Raw genomic sequence first — 18,312 nt, forward strand, 5'->3', positions numbered from 1 at the left:
CCCGGAGGACGGGGAGGCGGTATTTGGTGCGGCATGCAACAGGACGCCTCCCCGCCCCCCGCCCCTGCCGCCTGCCCCGCTCCGGCCCCGCGGGCCGCTGAGGACGACGGCCCCGCCCGGCCCGGCATGCTGCGGCTCGCCTCCGCGGCGCTCGCCGGGACCGCCATCGAGTTCTACGACTTCTTCGTGTACGGGACGGCCGCCGCACTCGTGCTCGGCCCGCTCTTCTTCCCCTCCTTCTCCCCGCTCGCCGGGACCCTCGCCGCCTTCGGCACCTTCGGCGTGGGCTTCCTCGCCCGCCCCCTCGGCTCCGCCGTCTTCGGCCACATCGGCGACCGCTACGGCCGGCGCCCCGTCCTGCTGGCCTCCCTGCTGCTCACCGGGCTCGCCACGGTCGCCGTGGGCTGCGTGCCGACGTACGGGACGATCGGCATGGCCGCGCCCGTGCTGCTGCTCCTGCTGCGCTTCCTCCAGGGCCTGGGGCTCGGCGGGGAGTGGGGCGGTGCGGTGCTGCTGACCGCCGAGCACGCGCCGGAACACCGGCGCGGGCTGTGGGCGAGCTTCCCGCAGATCGGCCCGGCGGTGGGGTTCCTGCTGGCCAACGGCCTGATGCTGGGGCTGTCCGCATCGCTGAGCGACGCCCAGTTCACCTCCTGGGGGTGGCGCGTGCCGTTCTGGGCGGCCGGACTGCTGGCCCTGGCCGGGCTGTGGCTGCGCCGCTCGGTGGAGGAGACCCCGCAGTTCCGCGCGCTCGCGGCGACCGGGCGGCGGGCCGACGCCCCGCTCGCCGAGGTGTTCCGGGGCCACTGGCGGCTGCTCCTGCTGACCGGCGGGGCCCTCGCCGTGGGCTACGCCGTCTTCTACGCGGTCACCACCTGGTCCCTGGCCTACGCCACCGAGCACCTCGCGGTGGGCCGCACGACGATGCTCGCCTGCATCATGGCGGCCGTCGCGTTCAAGGGCCTGATGACCCCGCTGCTCGCGATGCTCGGCGACCGCTACGGGCGCCGGCCGCTGTGCCTGGCCGGGTGCGCGGCCAGCGCCGTGTGGATGTTCCCGCTGGTGGCGCTGTTGCGGACGGCCGACCCGCTGCTGATGACGCTGGGCTTCGCGGTGGCGCTGCTGGGCATGGTGACGATGTTCTCGGTGGTGGGCGCGTACCTGCCCGAGCTGTACGCCCCGCGGATCCGCTGCACGGGGGCGGCCGTCGGCTACAACCTGGGCGGTGTACTGGGCGGGGCGCTGACCCCGATCGTGGCGACGGCGCTGGCGGACGGCTCCGGTCCGCCGTGGGGCGTCGCGGCGTACCTCACCGCGATCGCCCTGGTCAGCCTGGCGTGCTTCGCGCTCCTGCCGGAGACCAGCCCCCTGGTGGTGGGGAAGCGGTCGGGCGCGCCCGGCAAGGAGAGGGAAACGGAAACGGGGGCGGCCGAAGCGGCCGCCCCCGTGTAGGTCCGGGAACCGGGTCAGGCGTCGATGCTCTCGGTGCGGGCGGCGGCCTCGGCCGCCGCCTGCTTCTTCGATGCGATCAGGCTGGTGATCGTGGTGATGACCAGGACACCGCAGATGACGCCCAGGGAGACCGGGATCGAGATGACCGGGACGTGCACCCCGGACTCGTGCAGGGCGTGCAGCACCAGCTTGATGCCGATGAATCCGAGGATGATCGACAGGCCGTAGCTGAGGTGGACCAGCTTCTTGAGCAGGCCGCCGATGAGGAAGTAGAGCTGGCGCAGACCCATCAGCGCGAAGGCGTTGGCCGTGAAGACGATGTACGGGTCCTGGGTGAGGCCGAAGATGGCGGGGATCGAGTCCAGCGCGAACAGCACGTCGGTGGTGCCGATGGCCAGCATGACGATCATCAGCGGCGTCATGATGCGCTTGCCGTTGTTGACGATGAAGAGCTTGGTGCCGTGGTACTGGTCGGCGACGCCGAACTTCTTCTCGACGGACTTCAGGAGGCGGTTCTCCTCGAACTCCTCCTCGTCCTCGTCCTTGCGGGCCTCCTGGATCAGCTTCCAGGCGGTGTAGATCAGGAACGCGCCGAAGATGTAGAAGACCCAGCTGAAGCTGGCGATGATCGCGGCGCCGGCGGCGATGAAGATCGCGCGCAGGACCAGTGCGATCAGCACGCCGACGAGCAGCACGCGCTGCTGGAGGTGGGACGGCACCGCGAACTTCGCCATGATCAGGACGAAGACGAACAGGTTGTCGACGCTCAGGGACTTCTCGGTGATGAAGCCCGCGAAGAACTCCTGCGAGGCCTGCGGGGTCCCGAAGAACCAGAGGCCGAGGCCGAAGAGTGCGGCGAGGACGATCCAGACGACCGTCCAGGTGCCGGCTTCCTTGATCGATACGTCGTGGGGCTTGCGGCCGATGAAGAAATCGGCGCCGATGAGCAGGGACAGACCGAGGATGGTCGCGACCCACAGGGCCCAGGAAACTTCCATGGTGAATACGCCTCCGGCGGATGGCTCAGCACTTCGTCAGCGTCATCGCTGCCGGAGGTCTCTTCCACCCGGGCGGCCTGGAGGCCGTGGGCCGACGCCCCGGGACCGACTTGCGCTCATTCAAACGCAATGATCCGTATTGACGGGTACGCCGTAGCAGGAAAGCAGGAATACTCCCCTCCGCGGAGACGAGCTTACCCGCCGAAGGCGGAAAAGGTAAAGGGAATGCCAAAGGATGGTCACGGACGGGTAGTGCGCCGGGCCTCCGCCACCCGGTCGAGGGCCTGGTCGAGGACCCGGCTGCCCTGCGGCGGAAGGTCCGGCTCGAAGGTCCAGGCGTGGTGCACCCAGGGGTCCGCGAGGTGGTTGTCCGGTACCGGCGAGAGCCGCATCAGGGAGCGCCACAGCGGGTCCAGCAGCGGCCCGTAGGCGGACGCCTCGTCGCGGTCGGCGACCATCAGCAGGTGCACGCCGACCGCCGCGCCCTCGTCCGCGAGGTAGCGCAGCTGGGTGACGGCCCGGTCGTCGAAGCCGTGCGGGAAGTCGTGCACGATGAGCAGCTGGTCGGCCGTGTCCACGTCCGGCGGCAGGTCCTCGGGGGCGCCGGCCTTCAGCGCCATCTGTACGAGGTCCACCCGGCGGGTCAGCTCGGCCAGCGTCCGGGTCACCCCCGCGGCCCCGGCGGCGGGCGGCGCGGCCAGCACCCCGGCCCGTACCAGTGGCGCCAGGGAGGCGGCACCCGCCCCGGCCGCGTCGATGACGTGGACGGAGAACCGGTCGGCGGGGTGGACCGCGAGCAGCCGTACCGCGTGGGCGACGGCCATGTCCATGGCGGCGCGGCGCAGCCGGTCGGTGTCCATGGCCATGGCGGCCTCGGAACCGGTGCGGCCGTTGTCGATCCACAGTCCGCGCTCCAGCGGGACCCGGACCAGCATGGGGATGCGCAGGTCGGGCCGCTCGGGCAGGTGCAGGTCGCCCAGGCGCAGCGCGAGGGGGCCCTCCTCCGGTGTGCGGTGGCCGTGCCAGACGGGGTTGTCCCAGCGGGCGTACGAGGCGGGCAGCGCGGGCTCGACGACCTCGGCCTCGGCGATGAGCTGGACGAGGTCGCGGTCGAGGACGGCCTGGGCCTGGGCGACCAGTTCCTCGCGGCGGGCCCGCGCGGTGTCGCGGGCGGCGTTCCCGGAGCCGCCGATGCGGTGGCGCGGGTCCGAAAGGGCGTCGTCGAGCTCGCGGTCCATGCGGTTGTCGGCGAACTCCACGGCGCTGCGGTAGGCGGCGACCGTGCGCGCCAGGTCCTCGAACATGCCCCAGACCTGGTTGTAGAGCCGTTCGTCCATGGACCAGCCGCTGGCGTCGCCGGCGACCGGCCGCGGGGGCTGCCCGGGCGCGGCCGCCGCGGCGGCGCGGGGGGCCGGCTCGGGCGGCTCGGTGCTGGTGCGGCGGCGGCGCGGGTGGGTGTAGCTGATCGTGGGCGGGGAGCCGTCGCCGGCGGGCGCGGTACCGGGCGTACCGGTGTACGGGCCGCCGGAGACCGGGATCGGGTCCGGGGGCTCCGGGGCGGGCGCGGGGGCCTGGGCCGGGGTCTGCGGGGCGCGCAGGTCGCCGACGAGGGTGGGCATGGCCGCGAGGGTCACGTCGGCCTCCTTCGCCGGGGCGACGGTGCGCAGCGCGGTGGCGGCGAGCTCCCGGGCGGCCGGTGCGGGCATCCCGCCGTCGGTGAGGAGGGCGCCGAGGCCGTCGGCGTAGCCCTGGCCGACGGCGCGGACCTTCCAGGCGCCCTGGCGCCGGTAGAGCTCCAGGGCGATCACGGCGGTCTCGGCGTCCAGCCCGGTGAGGGTGTAGCCGGCGATCTCGGCGCCGCCGTCGGCCGCGGCCACGGCCACGTAGGAGGCCGGGACCGCGCCGAAGCGGACCGGGCCGCCGGGCGGCAGGACGAGCAGCACGCCGACGCGGTGGACGTCCGCCGCGACGGCGTCGAGGTCCACGGCGAATTCGTGCCGGTCGGCGAGGTCCGCCGGCGCGTGCACGCCGGGGAGGGACCTGGCGCCCGGGTGGGCCAGGACCTCGGTGCCGGTGAGCCGGCCCTGTTCGTCGGCGAGCGAGGCCAGGGCGAGCACGGGCGTGCCCGCCGAGACCCTGATCTCCACCCGGCTCTGGGACACGGGGTGGTTCTGCCCCCGGACCAGTTCGGCCGTCATCGTGCAGCCCCTCCCCCGTGCCTTCTCTGCTCTTCTTCCGGTACTGCTACAGGTGCGGCAGGATCGCCGGCATCAGGTCCTGGAAGGTGCGGCCGTTGGCCGGGTTGCCCAGGGCCGTCATCTGCCAGCCGGAGCCCGCGCGGGACACCTTGGCCATGATCTGCGCGGTGTAGGCGCCGCCGCCGTCGAGGGTGTAACGGGCCAGTTCCTGGCCGTTGGTCTCGTCGACGATGCGGCAGAAGGCGTTCTGCACCTCCTGGAACGTCTGGCCGGTGAAGGAGTTCACCGTGAAGACGATCTGGTCGATGTGGACCGGCACGCGCTGGAGGTCGACGAGGATCGCCTCGTCGTCCCCGCCCTGGCCGACGCCGCCGACGAGGTTGTCGCCGGTGTGGCGCACCGAGCCGTCGTCGCTCTGCAGGTGGCGGAAGAAGACCACGTCGACCGGCTGCTTGTCGGCGAAGAGCACCGCCGAGGCGTCGAGGTCGATCTCCCGCGTCCGCGAGCCGAACAGTCCGCGGCGCTTCGCCGCCTGCCAGCCCAGGCCCATCCGGACCGCGGTCAGCGTCCCTCCGTCCGCCTTCTGCAGACTGATGGCCTGACCCTTGGTCATGTTGACCGTCACGCGCGTCCCCTCTCCATAGCCCGCCCCAGTTGACTGGTGCGCAGCGTGTTCCTGCGGCTGTGACCCAACCCTACTGACAGCCCCCGGCTCAGGCGAGGCCCGCTTCCTTCATCTGCCGAAGCTCCTTCTTCAGCTCGCCGACCTCGTCCCGGATCCGGGCCGCGACCTCGAACTGGAGCTCCGCCGCGGCGGCGCGCATGCGTTCGGTCATCTGCTCGATGAGCGAGGCCAGTTCGGCGGCCGGGCGGTCGGTGAGCACCTCGGCACCCTTGGCGCCCTTGGCCGGTTTCGTCCCCTTGCCGCCCTTGCCACCCTTGGCGCCCGCCGGGGCGTGGGCCGCGAGACCGCCGAGCGCCGGCACCGGCGCCTTGGCGCCCTTGCCCTCCTTGCCCTGCCGGTATCCGGTGCCGAGGAGCTGCTCGGTGTCCAGCTCCTCGCGGGCGATGGTGGCGACGATGTCGTTGATCTTCTTGCGGAGCGGCTGCGGGTCGATCCCGTTCGCCGTGTTGTAGGCGATCTGCTTCTCGCGGCGCCGGTTGGTCTCCTCGATCGCCTTCTCCATGCCCGGCGTGACCTTGTCCGCGTACATGTGGACCTGGCCGGACACGTTGCGCGCGGCGCGGCCGATGGTCTGGATCAGGGAGGTGCCCGACCGCAGGAAGCCCTCCTTGTCGGCGTCGAGGATCGCCACCAGGGACACCTCGGGCAGGTCGAGGCCCTCGCGCAGCAGGTTGATGCCGACCAGGACGTCGTACTCGCCGGCCCGCAGCTCGCGCAGCAGCTCGATGCGGCGCAGGGTGTCGACGTCGCTGTGCAGGTAGCGGACCTGGATGCCGAGCTCCAGGAAGTAGTCCGTGAGGTCCTCGGCCATCTTCTTGGTGAGGGTGGTGACCAGGACCCGCTCGTCCTTCTCCACGCGCTTGCGGATCTCGTGCACCAGGTCGTCGATCTGGCCCTCGGTGGGTTTGACCACGACCTCGGGGTCGATGAGGCCGGTGGGGCGGATGATCTGCTCGACGAAGCCGTCGCCGCGCGAGAGCTCGTACTTGCCGGGGGTCGCCGAGAGGTAGACGGTCTGGCCGATGCGCTCCTGGAACTCCTCCCACTTCAGCGGCCGGTTGTCCAGTGCGGAGGGCAGCCGGAAGCCGTGGTCGACCAGGGTCCGCTTGCGGGAGGCGTCGCCCTCGTACATGGCGCCGATCTGCGGGACCGTGACGTGCGACTCGTCGATGACCAGGAGGAAGTCCTCCGGGAAGTAGTCGATGAGGGTGTTGGGCGCCGATCCCCGCTCGCGGTCGTCCATGTGCAGCGAGTAGTTCTCGATGCCGGAGCAGGACCCGATCTGGCGCATCATCTCCAGGTCGTAGGTGGTGCGCATGCGCAGGCGCTGCGCCTCCAGCATCTTGCCCTGCTTCTCCAGCTCGGCGAGGCGCTCGGCCAGCTCGGTCTCGATGCCGGCGATCGCCTTCTCCATGCGCTCGGGGCCGGCGACGTAGTGGCTGGCGGGGAAGACGTAGAGCTCGCGGTCCTCGCTGATGACCTCGCCGGTCAGCGGGTGCAGGGTGGAGAGGGCCTCGATCTCGTCGCCGAACATCTCGATGCGGACGGCCAGTTCCTCGTAGACCGGGAAGATCTCGATGGTGTCACCGCGCACCCGGAAGGTGCCGCGGGTGAAGGCGACGTCGTTGCGCGTGTACTGGATGTCGACGAAGCGGCGCAGCAGCTGGTCCCGGTCGATCTCCTCGCCCACCTTGAGCGAGACCATCCGGTCGACGTACTCCTGGGGGGTGCCGAGGCCGTAGATGCAGGACACGGAGGCGACGACGATCACGTCCCGCCGGGTCAGCAGCGAGTTGGTGGCGGAGTGGCGCAGCCGCTCCACCTCCTCGTTGATCGAGGAGTCCTTCTCGATGTACGTGTCCGACTGCGGTACGTAGGCCTCGGGCTGGTAGTAGTCGTAATACGACACGAAGTACTCGACGGCGTTGTTCGGCAGGAGCTCGCGGAACTCGTTCGCCAGCTGGGCGGCCAGCGTCTTGTTCGGCGCCATGACCAGGGTGGGGCGCTGGAGCTTCTCGATCATCCAGGCGGTGGTGGCCGACTTGCCGGTGCCGGTCGCACCCAGCAGGACGACATCCTTCTCACCTGCACGGACGCGCTTCTCCAGCTCGGCGATGGCCGCCGGCTGGTCGCCGCTGGGCTGGTAGGGGCTGACGACCTCGAAAGGCGCCACCGTGCGTTCGATCTTCGATACGGGCCGCATGACTCCACCGTACGACCCCCCACTGACACTCACGTCCCCCCGCCCGGCCCCGGCGCGCTCCGGGCGGCCGCGCCCGGGCGGACCACCGTCATCCGTTCTGGTCCGTTTGTCCTAGTTCGGTGGCGGGTCTGTGATCTTCAACCCCATGATCGCGGTGAAGTGCATCGCCACAACGTCTGCCGCTCCGCACCCGTCTGACGCAGGAACAGGGCTCACGACCCGAGGAGAACGCACATGTACGTCCGACCCGCCGCCGCGGCCGCCGCCGCATTCCTTGGCTTCACCCTCACCCTGCTGGGCGGGACGGCATCGTACGCCGCCACCGGTCCCGGATCCGCCCCCGGACCGCTGGGCCTGGGAGGTCCCGTCGTGTACGCCCACCGGGGCGCCTCGGCGTACGCCCCGGAGAACACCCTCGCCGCGGTCGACCTGGCGATGCGGCTGGGCTTCGACTGGGTCGAGAACGACGTGCAGCGCACCAAGGACGGCGAGCTGGTGGTGATCCACGACGACACCCTGGCCCGGACCACGGACGTCGAACAGCTCTTCCCCGACCGCAAGCCCTGGAAGGTCAAGGACTTCACGGCGGCCGAGATCGCCCGGCTCGACGCGGGCAGCTGGTTCGGCGAGGAGTACGCGGGCGCCTCCGTGCCGACCCTGCGGCAGTACCTCGACCGGGTGCAGCGCAACCGGCAGCGGCTGCTGCTGGAGATCAAGAAGCCGGAGCTCTACCCGGGGATCGAGGAGCAGACCCTGCAGGTGCTGGGCGAGGCGGGCTGGCTCGACGCGCGCCACGTCGCGCAGCGGCTGGTGGTGCAGAGCTTCAGCGCCGACTCCGTGCGCATCGTGCACGGGCTGCGCCCCGACCTGGTGACGGCCTTCCTGGGCACCCCGCCCGTGGCGGACCTGCCGCGGTACGCGGAGTTCACCGACCGGATCAACCCGTGGCACACCACCATCACGGCCGACTGGGTCTCGGCCGTGCACGGTCTGCTCGGGGCCCACGGCAGGGCGATGGAGGTGGACACCTGGATCGTGGACGACGCCGCGACCGCCCGGAAGGTGCAGGACATGGGCGTGGACGGGATCATCACGAACGCCCCGGACGTGGTCCGGGAGGCGGTCGGCGGCTTCTGAGCGCCCGCGCGGTGACGGGCCCGCGCGGCCGGGGCCTGTCGGCGGCGAGCCGTACCGTGGAGGCGTGGACAGCACCGAGCGGCCCCGCGGGCCGCACCTCGAATGGACCGTCGTCGCCAGCGACATCGGCCCCCTGCTCCTGGCCGCCACCCCCGAGGGGCTGGTCCGGGTCGAGTTCCACGCCGGGCCGGACCGGCTCGACCGGATGGTCGGCCCGCTGGTCTCCCGGCTCGGCGCCGACGCCCGGCGGACCGCGCCGGGCGAGGAGGAGCTGCTGGCCGAGCCGGTGCGCCAGCTCGCCGCGTACTTCGCCGGTTCGCTGCGGCGCTTCGACCTGCCGCTGGACTGGCGCCTCAGCTCCGGCTTCAACCGCCAGGTGCTCCAGGAGCTGGACCGTTCCGTGTCCTACGGATCGGTCGTCGGCTACGGGGAGCTGGCGGCCCGCGTCGGACAGCCCGGCGCCGCCCAGGCCGTGGGCAATGCCATGGGGTCGAACCCGCTGCCGCTGGTGGTGCCCTGCCACCGGGTCGTGGAGAACGACGGCGGCATCGGGGGGTTCGGCGGCGGTGTGGAGACCAAGCGGCAGCTCCTCGCCCTGGAGGGGGTGCTCCCGCAGCCCCTGTTCTGAGCCCGGTGCGACGCCTGTGCCCTGCGGGCCCGGCCCGCGGTGACGGCCCGGTTCCGCCGGACGGTAAGGGGTGGCACACTGCGGCGGTGACTACTGCTGCCGCCGCACCCGGCCCCGCCGCGACCCCCGCACCCCGTGCCGCGCACCCGCGAGGGCGGTGTACGGCGTGACCGCCTCGCCCGGCACGGACCGGCCCGCCCCGCCACTCGGACTCCCGGACCCGGCGCGGCTCCAGAAGCGCACCTCCCGGGTACTCATCGCCGGCCAGATACTCGGCGGCCTCGGCGTGCCCATCAGCATCGCCCTGGCCCCCGTCCTCGCCACCGAGGTCAGCGGCACCGAGGCGCTGTCCGGCTTCGCCTCGACCGCCTCGGTGATCGGCACCGCCCTGGTCTCGCTGCCGCTGGCCGCGCTGATGACCGCGCGCGGCCGGCGCCCCGGGCTGGTCCTGGCGTACGGGATCGGCGCCGTCGGGGCGGGCCTCGTGGTGCTCGCCGCCACGATCAAGAGCTTCCCGCTGCTGCTGCTCGGCATGGCCGCCTTCGGCGCCGCCTCCTCCGCCAACCTCCAGGCCCGGTTCGCCGCCGCGGACCTCGCCGCCCCGGACCACCGGGCCCGGGCCATCTCGGTCGTCGTGTGGGCGTCCACCCTCGGCGCGGTGCTCGGCCCCAACCTGTCCGCCCCGGCGAGCCGCAGCTTCGCGGGGACCTCCATACCCGAGACGGCCGGCCCCTTCGTGTGGGCCGCCGTCGTCTTCGTGCTGACCGGCGCGCTGATCGCCGTACTCCTGCGCCCGGACCCGCTGCTGACGGCCCGGGCGCTGGCCGCACCCGAGGAGCAGACCCGCGAGGGCCGCTCGATCCGCGCCGGGATCGCCGCCGTGAAGGCCTCGCCGCGGGCCCGCCTCGCCCTGCTCACCGTCGCCGTCTCCCACACCACCATGGTCTCGATCATGGTCATGACTCCGATGGACCTGGGCCACCACGGCGCAGGTCTGGAACTCGTCGGGCTGGTGATCAGCGGTCACATCGCCGGGATGTTCGCCTTCTCCCCGCTCATGGGCTGGCTCGCGGATCGGCTCGGACGGCTCTCCGTGATCGGCCTCGCCGCGGGACTGCTCTCCGTCGCCGCGCTGCTCGCCGGGACGGCCGGGCCCAGCCACGGCCAGAGCGCCCTCGGCCTCTTCCTGCTCGGCCTCGGCTGGTCCGCCGGGATGGTCTCCGGCTCGGCGCTGCTGACCGACTCGGTGCCGCAGCCCGCGCGGGCCGCCGTACAGGGCCTGAGCGACCTCACGATGAACACGGCCGCGGGCGTGGGCGGGGCCGCCGCCGGCGTGATCATGTCCCAGGCGAGCTACGGCTGGCTCAACGCCGTCGGGGCCTCGCTGCTGCTGCCGATGGCGGCGCTCGCGCTGTTCACCGCGCGCCGCCACCCCGCGGGCTCCAAGGAGGTCAGTAGCTGATGTGGTAGGCCTTGCGGAGCGTCTCGTGGACGGTCCAGACGGTCTTGTCGCCCTCCCGCAGGACGCAGGCGGAGCCGGGTCCCACCTCCAGGGTCCCGCCGCCCTCGACCTCGACGGTGGCGCGTCCGCTGACCACCACGAACAGCTCGTTCGCCTCGGTGTCGGTGACCACGCCCGGCGTGATCTGCCAGATCCCGCGCACCTGACGGCCGTCGGCCGACTCCCACAGGACCTTGCCGGTGACGACCGGATCGCCGGAGACGATCTGTGCGGGGTCGAGGTCGTCGGGCTCCAACTCCACGTCCGCCACATCGACGGCGAAGGAGGCGGGTGAGGGTGAGGGCGCGGGTGCGGCGGAGTGATCACTGGTGCTCATGGCGCGCCAGCCTAGTGCGGCCCGTCCGCACGGCGCGGTGACCACAGCGTCCAGCGGCGGACCGGCCTACGCGTCACCCTGTCCAGTGGGACCGGGCCGCCGGGCGGTGAGGACCGGCTGGTGGAACCCGGTGTCGGCCGGTGCGTGCCAGGCGGTCTCGCGCAGGCCCGCCTCCCGGGCGAACTCCGCGGTCCGCTCCTGCGTGAGCGCCCAGTACGTGGCGCGCGAGGTCCGGGGCGTCCAGGTGTCGCCGGCCGGAAGCAGCTGGAACAGCTCCAGGTCGTAGCGCTCCGCGTCGGCGTGCCAGTGCCACAGCTGGAAGGTGATCGTCCGCTGCCCGTCCGGGCCGGTGTGGACGTGCGGGGCCTCGCTCTGCGGCCGGGCCCGGAGCAGGTCGGCGTAGGGGCGGGTGGACAGCAGGAGCAGTCCGCCCGGCCGCAGGACCCGCAGGGTTTCGGCCAGGGCGGCGCGCACGTCCGGTGCGGTCAGCAGGTGGGGCAGCGCGTTGTCGGCGCAGACCACGGCGTCGAAGGAGGCGTCCGCGAAGGGCAGGGCCCGCATGTCGGCCGCGGCGACGGGCAGGTCGAGTCCGCGGCGGGCGGCCTCGCCCGCCGCGCGGGCCGCGGAGAGGGGGCTCAGGTCGGTCCCGGTGACCCGGTGGCCCCGTGCGGACAGGCCGAGGGACTGTGTGCCGATGCCGCAGGCGTTGTCGAGCACCGTGTGCGGTCCCGGGCCCAGCGCCGAGGTGAGCAGGGCGTCGAGGGCCCGGCCCTGCCGGGTGACGGACGCCTCCCAGTCCGCGTAGATGAGGTCGTAGCGGTCGGCGAGCCCGTCGTAGAAGCGACGCGTGTCCATGGAGGAACGCTACTCGGACAGCTTTGTGACGGGTGTGGCAGGAGTGCGTTTGGAGGCGCCGGTCCCGTGCCATGGATGGGGACATGTCACAGCACAGAGCAACTGCATCCCTGCCCGGTGGACCGGTCCTGTCGGAAGAGGTACGCGAGGCGCTCGCGCAGGGCAGGCCCGTGGTGGCCCTGGAGTCGACGATCATCGCGCACGGCCTGCCCCGCCCCCGCAACCTGGAGGTGGGCCTCGAACTGGAGGAACTGGTCCGCGCGGAGGGTGCGGTTCCGGCGACGGTCGCGGTCGTCGACGGCGTGGCCCGCGCGGGCCTCGACAAGATCCAGCTGGAGCGGATCGCGGCCGGTGACGGCGTGCGCAAGCTCGGCCACCGGGACCTGGCGCCCGCGCTGGCGACGGGAGCGACCGGGGCGACGACGGTGTCCGCGACGGCCTTCCTCGCGGCCAGGGCGGGACTGCGGGTCTTCGCTACGGGCGGGCTGGGGGGCGTGCACCGCGAATGGGCGCAGACGCAGGACGAGTCGGCGGACCTCTCCCTGCTGGCGCGGACCCGGATCACGGTGGTGTGCGCGGGCGTGAAGTCGATCCTGGACGTGCCGGCGACGCTGCAGCGGCTGGAGACGCTGGGGGTGGGCGTGCTCGGGTACGGCACGGACCGGTTCCCCGGGTTCTACCTGGCCGATTCGGGTGAGCCGGTGGACTGGACCGTGCACCGGCCCGAGGAGGTGGCGGCGGTGATGGCCGCTCAGGACGCGCTGGGCGGGACGGAGTCGGCGCTGCTGGTGGCCAATCCGGTGGCGGCCGGCGAACAGCTGGACCCTGAGCTGCACGACCGGGTCCTGGCCGAGGCCCTCGCCGCCTGCCGCGAGCAGGGGATCACGGGCCAGGCGGTCACCCCGTTCCTGCTGGGGTTCCTCGTACGGGCGACGGACGGGGCCTCGCTGGAGGCGAACCTCGCGGCGGTACGCGGGAACGTGCGGCTCGGTGCCCGCATCGCCGGGGCCTGGGTGGCGCGGGCATGACCGCCGCGGGGGCGCTGCTCGTCGTCGGCGACGTGGTGACGGATGTGGTGGCCATACATCCGGAGCCGCTGACTCCGGCCACCGACACCGCGGCCCGCATCCGCACCCTGCCGGGCGGTGCGGGGGCCAACGCGGCGTGCTGGGCCGCCCGTACGGGGAGCGCGGAGGTACGCCTCCTCGCGCGGGTGGGCACGGAATCGGCGCGGTGGCACGAGCGGGCCCTGGTGGACGCGGGGGTGCGGCCTCGGCTGGTGGTCGACCAGGAGGAGCCGACCGGGACGGTGGTGGCCCTGGTCGGCAAGGACGCGGAGCGGACCTTCCTGACCGACAGCGGGGCCTCGCTGCGGCTGTGCCCGGCCGACTGGGCCCCGTCCCTGCTGGACGGGGCGGCGCACCTCCACCTGTCGGGTTATCTGTTCTTCGCCGACAGCAGCCGGGAACTGGCCGCGGTCGCGCTGCGGGCGGCACGGACCCGGGGGGTGCCGGTGAGCGTGGACCCCGCGTCGGCGGGGTTCCTGGCGGCACTGGGCCCGCAGCGCTTCCTGGACGCCGTGGCGGGCGCGGGGGTGCTGCTGCCGAACGAGGACGAGGCCCGGCTGCTGGCCGGGCTGCCGGAGGGGGCCGGCGTGGCCCGGGCGGCGACGGCGCTGAGCCGGCGGGTGCCGCTGGTGGTGGTGACCCTGGGCCCGGCGGGGGCGCTGGTCGCCGAGCGGGGCCGGATCACGGCCGAGGTGGCGGCCGCGGACCCGGCCGAGGCGGTGGTGGACTCCACGGGAGCCGGCGACGCCTTCACGGGCGCCTTCCTGGCGGCCCGCCTGGAAGGCGCGGACCCGCCGGAATCGGCCCGCGCGGGCTGCCGCGCGGCCGCACGAGCCATAACCCGCCCGGGCGGCCGCCCGTAGGCCCGCGCCGCCGAGCCCCCCTCACTCGCCGCTTCGGACCTGGGCCCGGGCAGCGCCCGAACCAGCCCCCGCCCGCGTTGGGGGCGCGGGCCGGGGCGGCGCCCGGGAGACGGCGCAAGGGGCGGGGCTGGGAGGAGAGAGGCTCCGCGCGGCGGGACCGGCAGGGTCACCGCCCCCGGATCCCCGTCCAGGCGGGGTGCCTGGGGTCATCGGCCCGCACCACCACGTCGGCGGCGGACGCCGGATCCGCCTCGGCCTCGTACCGCGCGAACGCCGCCCCCGTCCACCGCTGCGACTCCTCGGTCCGCCGCGCCAGCGCCCCCGGCGACAGCCGCACGTGGACGCTCAGGTCGAAGGGGAACCACCGCCCCAGCAGCAGCGGCCCGTGCACCAGCAGCACACCGCCGGCCGGGAGTTCGACGTAGGGGCTGCGGGTCGCCCGGTCGGTCACCGGGTCCCACAGGTCCGGCAGCACCCGGCCCGTCCCGCCGGGATCCGTCGGCCCGAACACCTCCCGCCACAGCGCGGCCGTGTCGTACCAGCCGTCCAGGTACGCGTCCACGTCCTGCCGGCCGAACTCGAAGCGGAGGGAGGCGGGCCGCAGGAACCCGTCGGTCGGCACCACCAGGACGGGGCGTCCGCGCAGCCGCAGCTCCTCCGCGAGCCGCCCGGCGAGGGTGCCGGTGTCCGCCGCGGGCGCTCCGTCGATGCCCACGCGCTGCCGGCTGTCCGGCCCGGGGGCGTTGCCGGGGTCGTCGAGGTGGCCGGCGAGCCGCTCGGCCATCCGCTGCCATGTGATCGCTTCCCACTGCACCGGCCCATTGTCAGTGGTCGGCCCTAGCTTTTCCCACGAGGGATCACCGCGGAAAGGGCGCCGGTGGCCCGGCTTTCGGGGAGGGGTCTGTCATGGCTCGGGAGACGACGTATCTGGAGCTGTCGCAGGACGGCGGCGGGGCGCACAAGTTCTACGAGGTGACCGTGGACGGCACGGCGGTCTCCGTGCGCTACGGACGCATCGGCGCGCCCGGCCAGTTGCAGAGCTCCTCGTTCCCGACGACCGAGAAGGCCCGCGCGGCCGCCGCCAAGAAGATCGGCGAGAAGGTCCGCAAGGGGTACGCCCCGGCCGTGCAGGGACAGCGCGCCGCCCGGGCGGTGACGCGCCGCCAGGTGACGTCGGCGCCCTCGACGGCGCGTGCCGTCGCCCCGGTGCTGTGGCGTTTCCGTACCGGCTCCGCGGCCTTCGGGATCCACGTCGACGAGGACCGCTGCTGGGTCGGCAACCAGGCAGGCGACGTGTACACGCTGAGCCACGGCGGTGAGGTGCTGGCCCGCTATTCGCTGCCGGACGGGGTGAAGTGCCTGGTGGCGGACGAGTTCTGGATCTACGCGGGCTGCGACGACGGCACGGTGTACGACCTGTCGTCGAAGGTCCCCTTCGGCGCCTACGCCATCGCGGCGGACGTGGACATCTACTGGCTGGACATCCACGAGGGCGTGCTGAACGTCTCCGACGCGAACGGCGGCCTGACCGTCATCGACCACGAGGACGAGCACCAGTGGTCGCGGAAGTCCTCGGGTACCGGCGCGTGGATGGTCCGGGCCGACGAGCGGGCGGTCTACCACGGGCACAGCGCCGGCGTGACGGCCTACGCGGCCGACGGCACGGGCCAGTTGTGGCACAGCGCCACCCCGGGCGGCGTCCTGTTCGGCTGGCAGGAGGAGCACTCGGTGTACGCGGGCACGGTCCGCAACACCGTGCAGCGGCTGTCGAAGGCCTCGGGGGCGACGGAGGCCACCTACCGGTGCGACGCGGCGGTGTATTCGTGCGCGACCTCGCCGGACGGCCGCCACGTCTTCGCGGGCGACTCCTCCTCCTCGGTCTACTGCTTCGACGCGGACGGGAACCGGCTGTGGAAGCTGGGGACCGGCGGCGGATCGGCGCTGTCGATGCAGTACCTGGACGGGCGGCTCTACCTCGTCACCACGGACGGCTCCCTGGTCTGCGTGGACGCGAGCGAGCAGGCGATCGCGGCGGCCCAGCAGGGGTCGGTGCCCGCGCCGATGGACGTGAAGTCCGCGGCCGCGCTGCCGGTGTTCACCCCGGCCGCGTCGGCCTCGGCGGTGGCGACGGTCTCGATGGCCGCGGTGGCCTCGGACCCGGCGGTCGGCGTGGTGGTCGAGTGCGTCCAGCAGGGCGGCCGGATGCGGGTGCAGGTGGTGTCGAGCGGCTTCGAGTCCTCCTGGAACGTGCAGTTCCCGCGCGGGATCAGGGAGGTCGGCGCCCGGTACGTGGTCGACGACCTGCACGCTGCGTCCGGGGGCTTCTACCGCGTCCGCGGGGAGATCCGCCGACTGGTGTGAGCGCGGCCGGCCCGCTCGGGCGGCGGCTCAGTGGGGGTGCTGCCGGCAGACCTCCGGTGTGGCACCGGAGGGGGCCGGCGTGGGTATGGAGAAGGCGGTTCCCTCGGGCAGCCGGGGGGTCACGTGGAGCACGACCGGCTCGGTGCCGAGGTTGTGGCCCAGGTGTATGTGGCCTGTGCCCGCGGGTTCCACGAAGGCGGTTCCGGGCCGGTGCACCTCGACGGTGAGGTCGTGCAGGACCCGCGTCAGGGTGCCCGCCAGGACGACGGCTTCGAGCCGCATCCGGTGGTAGTGCCAGCCGGTGCAGCCGCCCGGCGGGATGACGATCTCATGGCCCGCCGGGATCGTGGTGACGCATGCCTTTCCGGTGCTCATGCCGAAGCCGATCACCGGCGGCCGTGCCGTCGTCGTCCGCCGTGCGCCCATGTGTTCCTCCTCCGTGGACCGACCCCCGTGGTCAGCGGTCCAGGGCCCACCGTAGGAGGGATCAGGCCGATCCCGGAAGAGTCGGCGAAACCTCAACCTCCCTTCTTCACCAGGTGATATGAGGGGCACAGGGCGGTATCACACCTGTATGAGCCTGGTCGTGTTCGAGTCTGCGAAGCAGATCCACTGCGCGGAGTGCCGGCAGGGTCCCCTCCGGCACCTGGTCCGCGAGGCCGGTGTGCCCCGGTGCCTGGACTGTGCGGATCTGGGGCACCTCGTCTACCTTCCGCGTGGCGATGCCGCGCTCACCCGCCGCTCACGCGAGGCCAGTTCGCTCTCCGCCGTCGTGGTCCGCTTCCACAGGCGCCGCCGCCGGTACGAGCGCCTCGGGCTCCTCGTCGAGGACGCCGCCCTGGCCGGCGCGGAACGCGCCTGTCTCGCGGACTCCGAGGCGCGGGCGCGCCGCCGGGAGCGCGACCGGCTGCGCCGTGCGGCGGAGGACGTCCGCTTCACGGCGGCCTTCGCCGCCGAGATCGTCCGGCTGTTCCCCGGCTGCCCGGCCGACCGGGCCGTGGCGATCGCCACCCATGCCTCGGTGCGCGGCAGCGGCCGGGTGGGCCGCACCGCAGCGGGGCGGGCCCTGGACGAAGCGGCGGTCTCGGTGGCGGTGCGGGCGGCGGTGCGGCACACCGACACCGAATACGACGCCCTGCTGATGGCGGGTGTCCCCCGCTTCGCGGCCCGCGCCCGGCTGGCTCCGCGGATCGACGCCATCCTGGACGGATGGCGCGCCGCCCCGCGGAGCGCGGCTAGTTGAGCCGGAAGCGGCGGTAGAGGAGGACACCGCCGAGCAGCAGGCCTCCGCCCGCGGGCAGCAGGTACCCGGCGCCGTCGGCCCCGGTGTGGGCGAGGGCCTCGGTGTGCCGCGGCGGCGTGGCCTCGGTGACCGGGACGACCGGCGTGGCGGGAGTGACCGGCTTGACGGGGGTGACCGGCTTCTCGACGACGGGAGGCTGGACGGGCTTGCCGGGGGTCGGCTTCTCCACGTTGACGGACGTGTTGCCGTGCGCGGGGTTGCCGATGCCGACCACGTTGACGGAATTGCCGCTGACGTTCAGCGGGAGGTCGACGGGGAGCTGGATCCCATTGCCTGACAATACGCCTGGAGAATCCTTTCCGCGCCCCTCTGCCACGGCTCCCCCGCCGTTCCCGCCGCCCTGCTGCGACGTGGGCGACCCGCCGCCTCCCCGCGAGTCGTTCGCACAGCGGTTCCCGGCCGCGGGGTTCAGCACGCCGACGACGTTCACCGTGTTCCCGCAGAGGTTCACCGGCACGTTCACCGGCAGCTGCACCAGGTTCCCGGACAGCAGACCCGGCGATCGCTCGGCCTTGCCGCCGGCGTCCGCGTCGGCGTGGGCGAGCCCGCTCACACCCGCGACGGCCAGGCCGCCGCCTGCAACGACCGCCGCGATCAAGCCACTTCGACGACTGTGACGCATCACTTTCCTGCCTTCCGGTGGATTTCGGGGCCCAGCCCCGCACCGGAAACAACGCCCCCAAACCCGTACGGGTTATAGAGGTGGTAGGGATTTCACTCAATC

Annotated in this window: 17 protein-coding genes; 8 read left to right on the forward strand and 9 right to left on the reverse strand. The window is 73.1% G+C overall.

Annotated features, from left to right (window positions below; translation table 11 throughout):
- Positions 1–126 precede the first annotated feature (126 nt).
- Entirely contained in the window at positions 127–1,452 is a 1,326-nt protein-coding gene (locus E6U81_RS27425; protein WP_136232779.1) for an MFS transporter, read from the forward strand.
- A 14-nt stretch (positions 1,453–1,466) separates the two neighbouring features.
- On the opposite strand, the gene E6U81_RS27430 is transcribed toward E6U81_RS27425, so the two are convergent.
- The 4 genes from E6U81_RS27430 to uvrB form a co-directional block, all read right to left on the reverse strand.
- Complete coding sequence (locus tag E6U81_RS27430) at positions 1,467–2,450, reverse strand: TerC family protein (RefSeq protein WP_136232745.1); 984 nt, start codon at positions 2,448–2,450, stop codon at positions 1,467–1,469.
- A 239-nt stretch (positions 2,451–2,689) separates the two neighbouring features.
- Entirely contained in the window at positions 2,690–4,648 is a 1,959-nt protein-coding gene (locus E6U81_RS27435; RefSeq protein WP_136232746.1) for a TerD family protein, read from the reverse strand.
- 46 nt (positions 4,649–4,694) lie between these two features.
- Positions 4,695–5,273 (reverse strand): TerD family protein, encoded by a 579-nt coding sequence (locus E6U81_RS27440; protein ID WP_031149156.1) that lies wholly within the window; start codon positions 5,271–5,273, stop codon positions 4,695–4,697.
- A gap of 88 nt (positions 5,274–5,361) precedes the next feature.
- A complete protein-coding gene (gene uvrB, locus E6U81_RS27445) occupies positions 5,362–7,536 on the reverse strand; it encodes an excinuclease ABC subunit UvrB (RefSeq protein ID WP_136232747.1) in 2,175 nt (724 codons plus the stop codon).
- 234 nt (positions 7,537–7,770) lie between these two features.
- On the opposite strand from uvrB, the gene E6U81_RS27450 reads away from it, so the two are divergent.
- The 3 genes from E6U81_RS27450 to E6U81_RS27460 all read left to right on the forward strand — a co-directional run bounded on the left by E6U81_RS27450 (position 7,771) and on the right by E6U81_RS27460 (position 10,763).
- Positions 7,771–8,673: a glycerophosphodiester phosphodiesterase family protein gene (locus tag E6U81_RS27450; RefSeq protein WP_136232748.1), complete on the forward strand. Its 903-nt coding sequence runs from the start codon at positions 7,771–7,773 to the stop codon at positions 8,671–8,673.
- A 64-nt stretch (positions 8,674–8,737) separates the two neighbouring features.
- Positions 8,738–9,301: a methylated-DNA--[protein]-cysteine S-methyltransferase gene (locus tag E6U81_RS27455; RefSeq protein WP_136232749.1), complete on the forward strand. Its 564-nt coding sequence runs from the start codon at positions 8,738–8,740 to the stop codon at positions 9,299–9,301.
- A gap of 166 nt (positions 9,302–9,467) precedes the next feature.
- A complete protein-coding gene (locus tag E6U81_RS27460) occupies positions 9,468–10,763 on the forward strand; it encodes an MFS transporter (protein WP_206310028.1) in 1,296 nt (431 codons plus the stop codon).
- On the opposite strand, the gene E6U81_RS27465 is transcribed toward E6U81_RS27460, so the two are convergent.
- Positions 10,753–11,139, reverse strand: a complete 387-nt coding sequence (locus E6U81_RS27465; RefSeq protein WP_136232751.1) for a cupin domain-containing protein — start codon at positions 11,137–11,139, stop codon at positions 10,753–10,755. The genes E6U81_RS27460 and E6U81_RS27465 overlap by 11 nt on opposite strands.
- Positions 11,140–11,205: 66 nt before the next feature.
- Positions 11,206–11,994 (reverse strand): class I SAM-dependent methyltransferase, encoded by a 789-nt coding sequence (locus E6U81_RS27470; RefSeq protein ID WP_136232752.1) that lies wholly within the window; start codon positions 11,992–11,994, stop codon positions 11,206–11,208.
- 83 nt (positions 11,995–12,077) lie between these two features.
- Between E6U81_RS27470 and E6U81_RS27475 the strand changes: the two genes are divergently transcribed.
- Both E6U81_RS27475 and E6U81_RS27480 read left to right on the forward strand, forming a co-directional pair.
- Entirely contained in the window at positions 12,078–13,022 is a 945-nt protein-coding gene (locus E6U81_RS27475) for a pseudouridine-5'-phosphate glycosidase (RefSeq protein ID WP_136232753.1), read from the forward strand.
- Positions 13,019–13,924, forward strand: a complete 906-nt coding sequence (locus E6U81_RS27480) for a PfkB family carbohydrate kinase (RefSeq protein ID WP_136232754.1) — start codon at positions 13,019–13,021, stop codon at positions 13,922–13,924. Before E6U81_RS27475 ends, E6U81_RS27480 begins: the two co-directional genes overlap by 4 nt.
- Before the next feature lie 166 nt (positions 13,925–14,090).
- Here the strand turns inward: E6U81_RS27480 and E6U81_RS27485 are convergent, their stop codons facing one another.
- Positions 14,091–14,738, reverse strand: a complete 648-nt coding sequence (locus E6U81_RS27485) for a uridine kinase (protein ID WP_136232755.1) — start codon at positions 14,736–14,738, stop codon at positions 14,091–14,093.
- 92 nt (positions 14,739–14,830) lie between these two features.
- Between E6U81_RS27485 and E6U81_RS27490 the strand changes: the two genes are divergently transcribed.
- Positions 14,831–16,285, forward strand: coding sequence for a WGR domain-containing protein (locus E6U81_RS27490; RefSeq protein ID WP_136232756.1), 1,455 nt, complete (start codon positions 14,831–14,833; stop codon positions 16,283–16,285).
- 27 nt (positions 16,286–16,312) lie between these two features.
- Here the strand turns inward: E6U81_RS27490 and E6U81_RS27495 are convergent, their stop codons facing one another.
- Positions 16,313–16,711 (reverse strand): cupin domain-containing protein, encoded by a 399-nt coding sequence (locus tag E6U81_RS27495; protein WP_136232757.1) that lies wholly within the window; start codon positions 16,709–16,711, stop codon positions 16,313–16,315.
- A 148-nt stretch (positions 16,712–16,859) separates the two neighbouring features.
- Between E6U81_RS27495 and E6U81_RS27500 the strand changes: the two genes are divergently transcribed.
- On the forward strand, positions 16,860–17,528 hold the full coding sequence (locus tag E6U81_RS27500) for a DUF2293 domain-containing protein (protein ID WP_136232758.1): 669 nt from the start codon (positions 16,860–16,862) through the stop codon (positions 17,526–17,528).
- On the opposite strand, the gene E6U81_RS27505 is transcribed toward E6U81_RS27500, so the two are convergent.
- Positions 17,521–18,186, reverse strand: coding sequence for a chaplin (locus tag E6U81_RS27505; RefSeq protein ID WP_346766174.1), 666 nt, complete (start codon positions 18,184–18,186; stop codon positions 17,521–17,523). The genes E6U81_RS27500 and E6U81_RS27505 overlap by 8 nt on opposite strands.
- Positions 18,187–18,312: the final 126 nt, after the last annotated feature.

This window comes from Streptomyces sp. A0592, assembly GCF_004795115.1.
Taxonomy (GTDB): Bacteria; Actinomycetota; Actinomycetes; order Streptomycetales; family Streptomycetaceae; genus Streptomyces; species Streptomyces erythrochromogenes.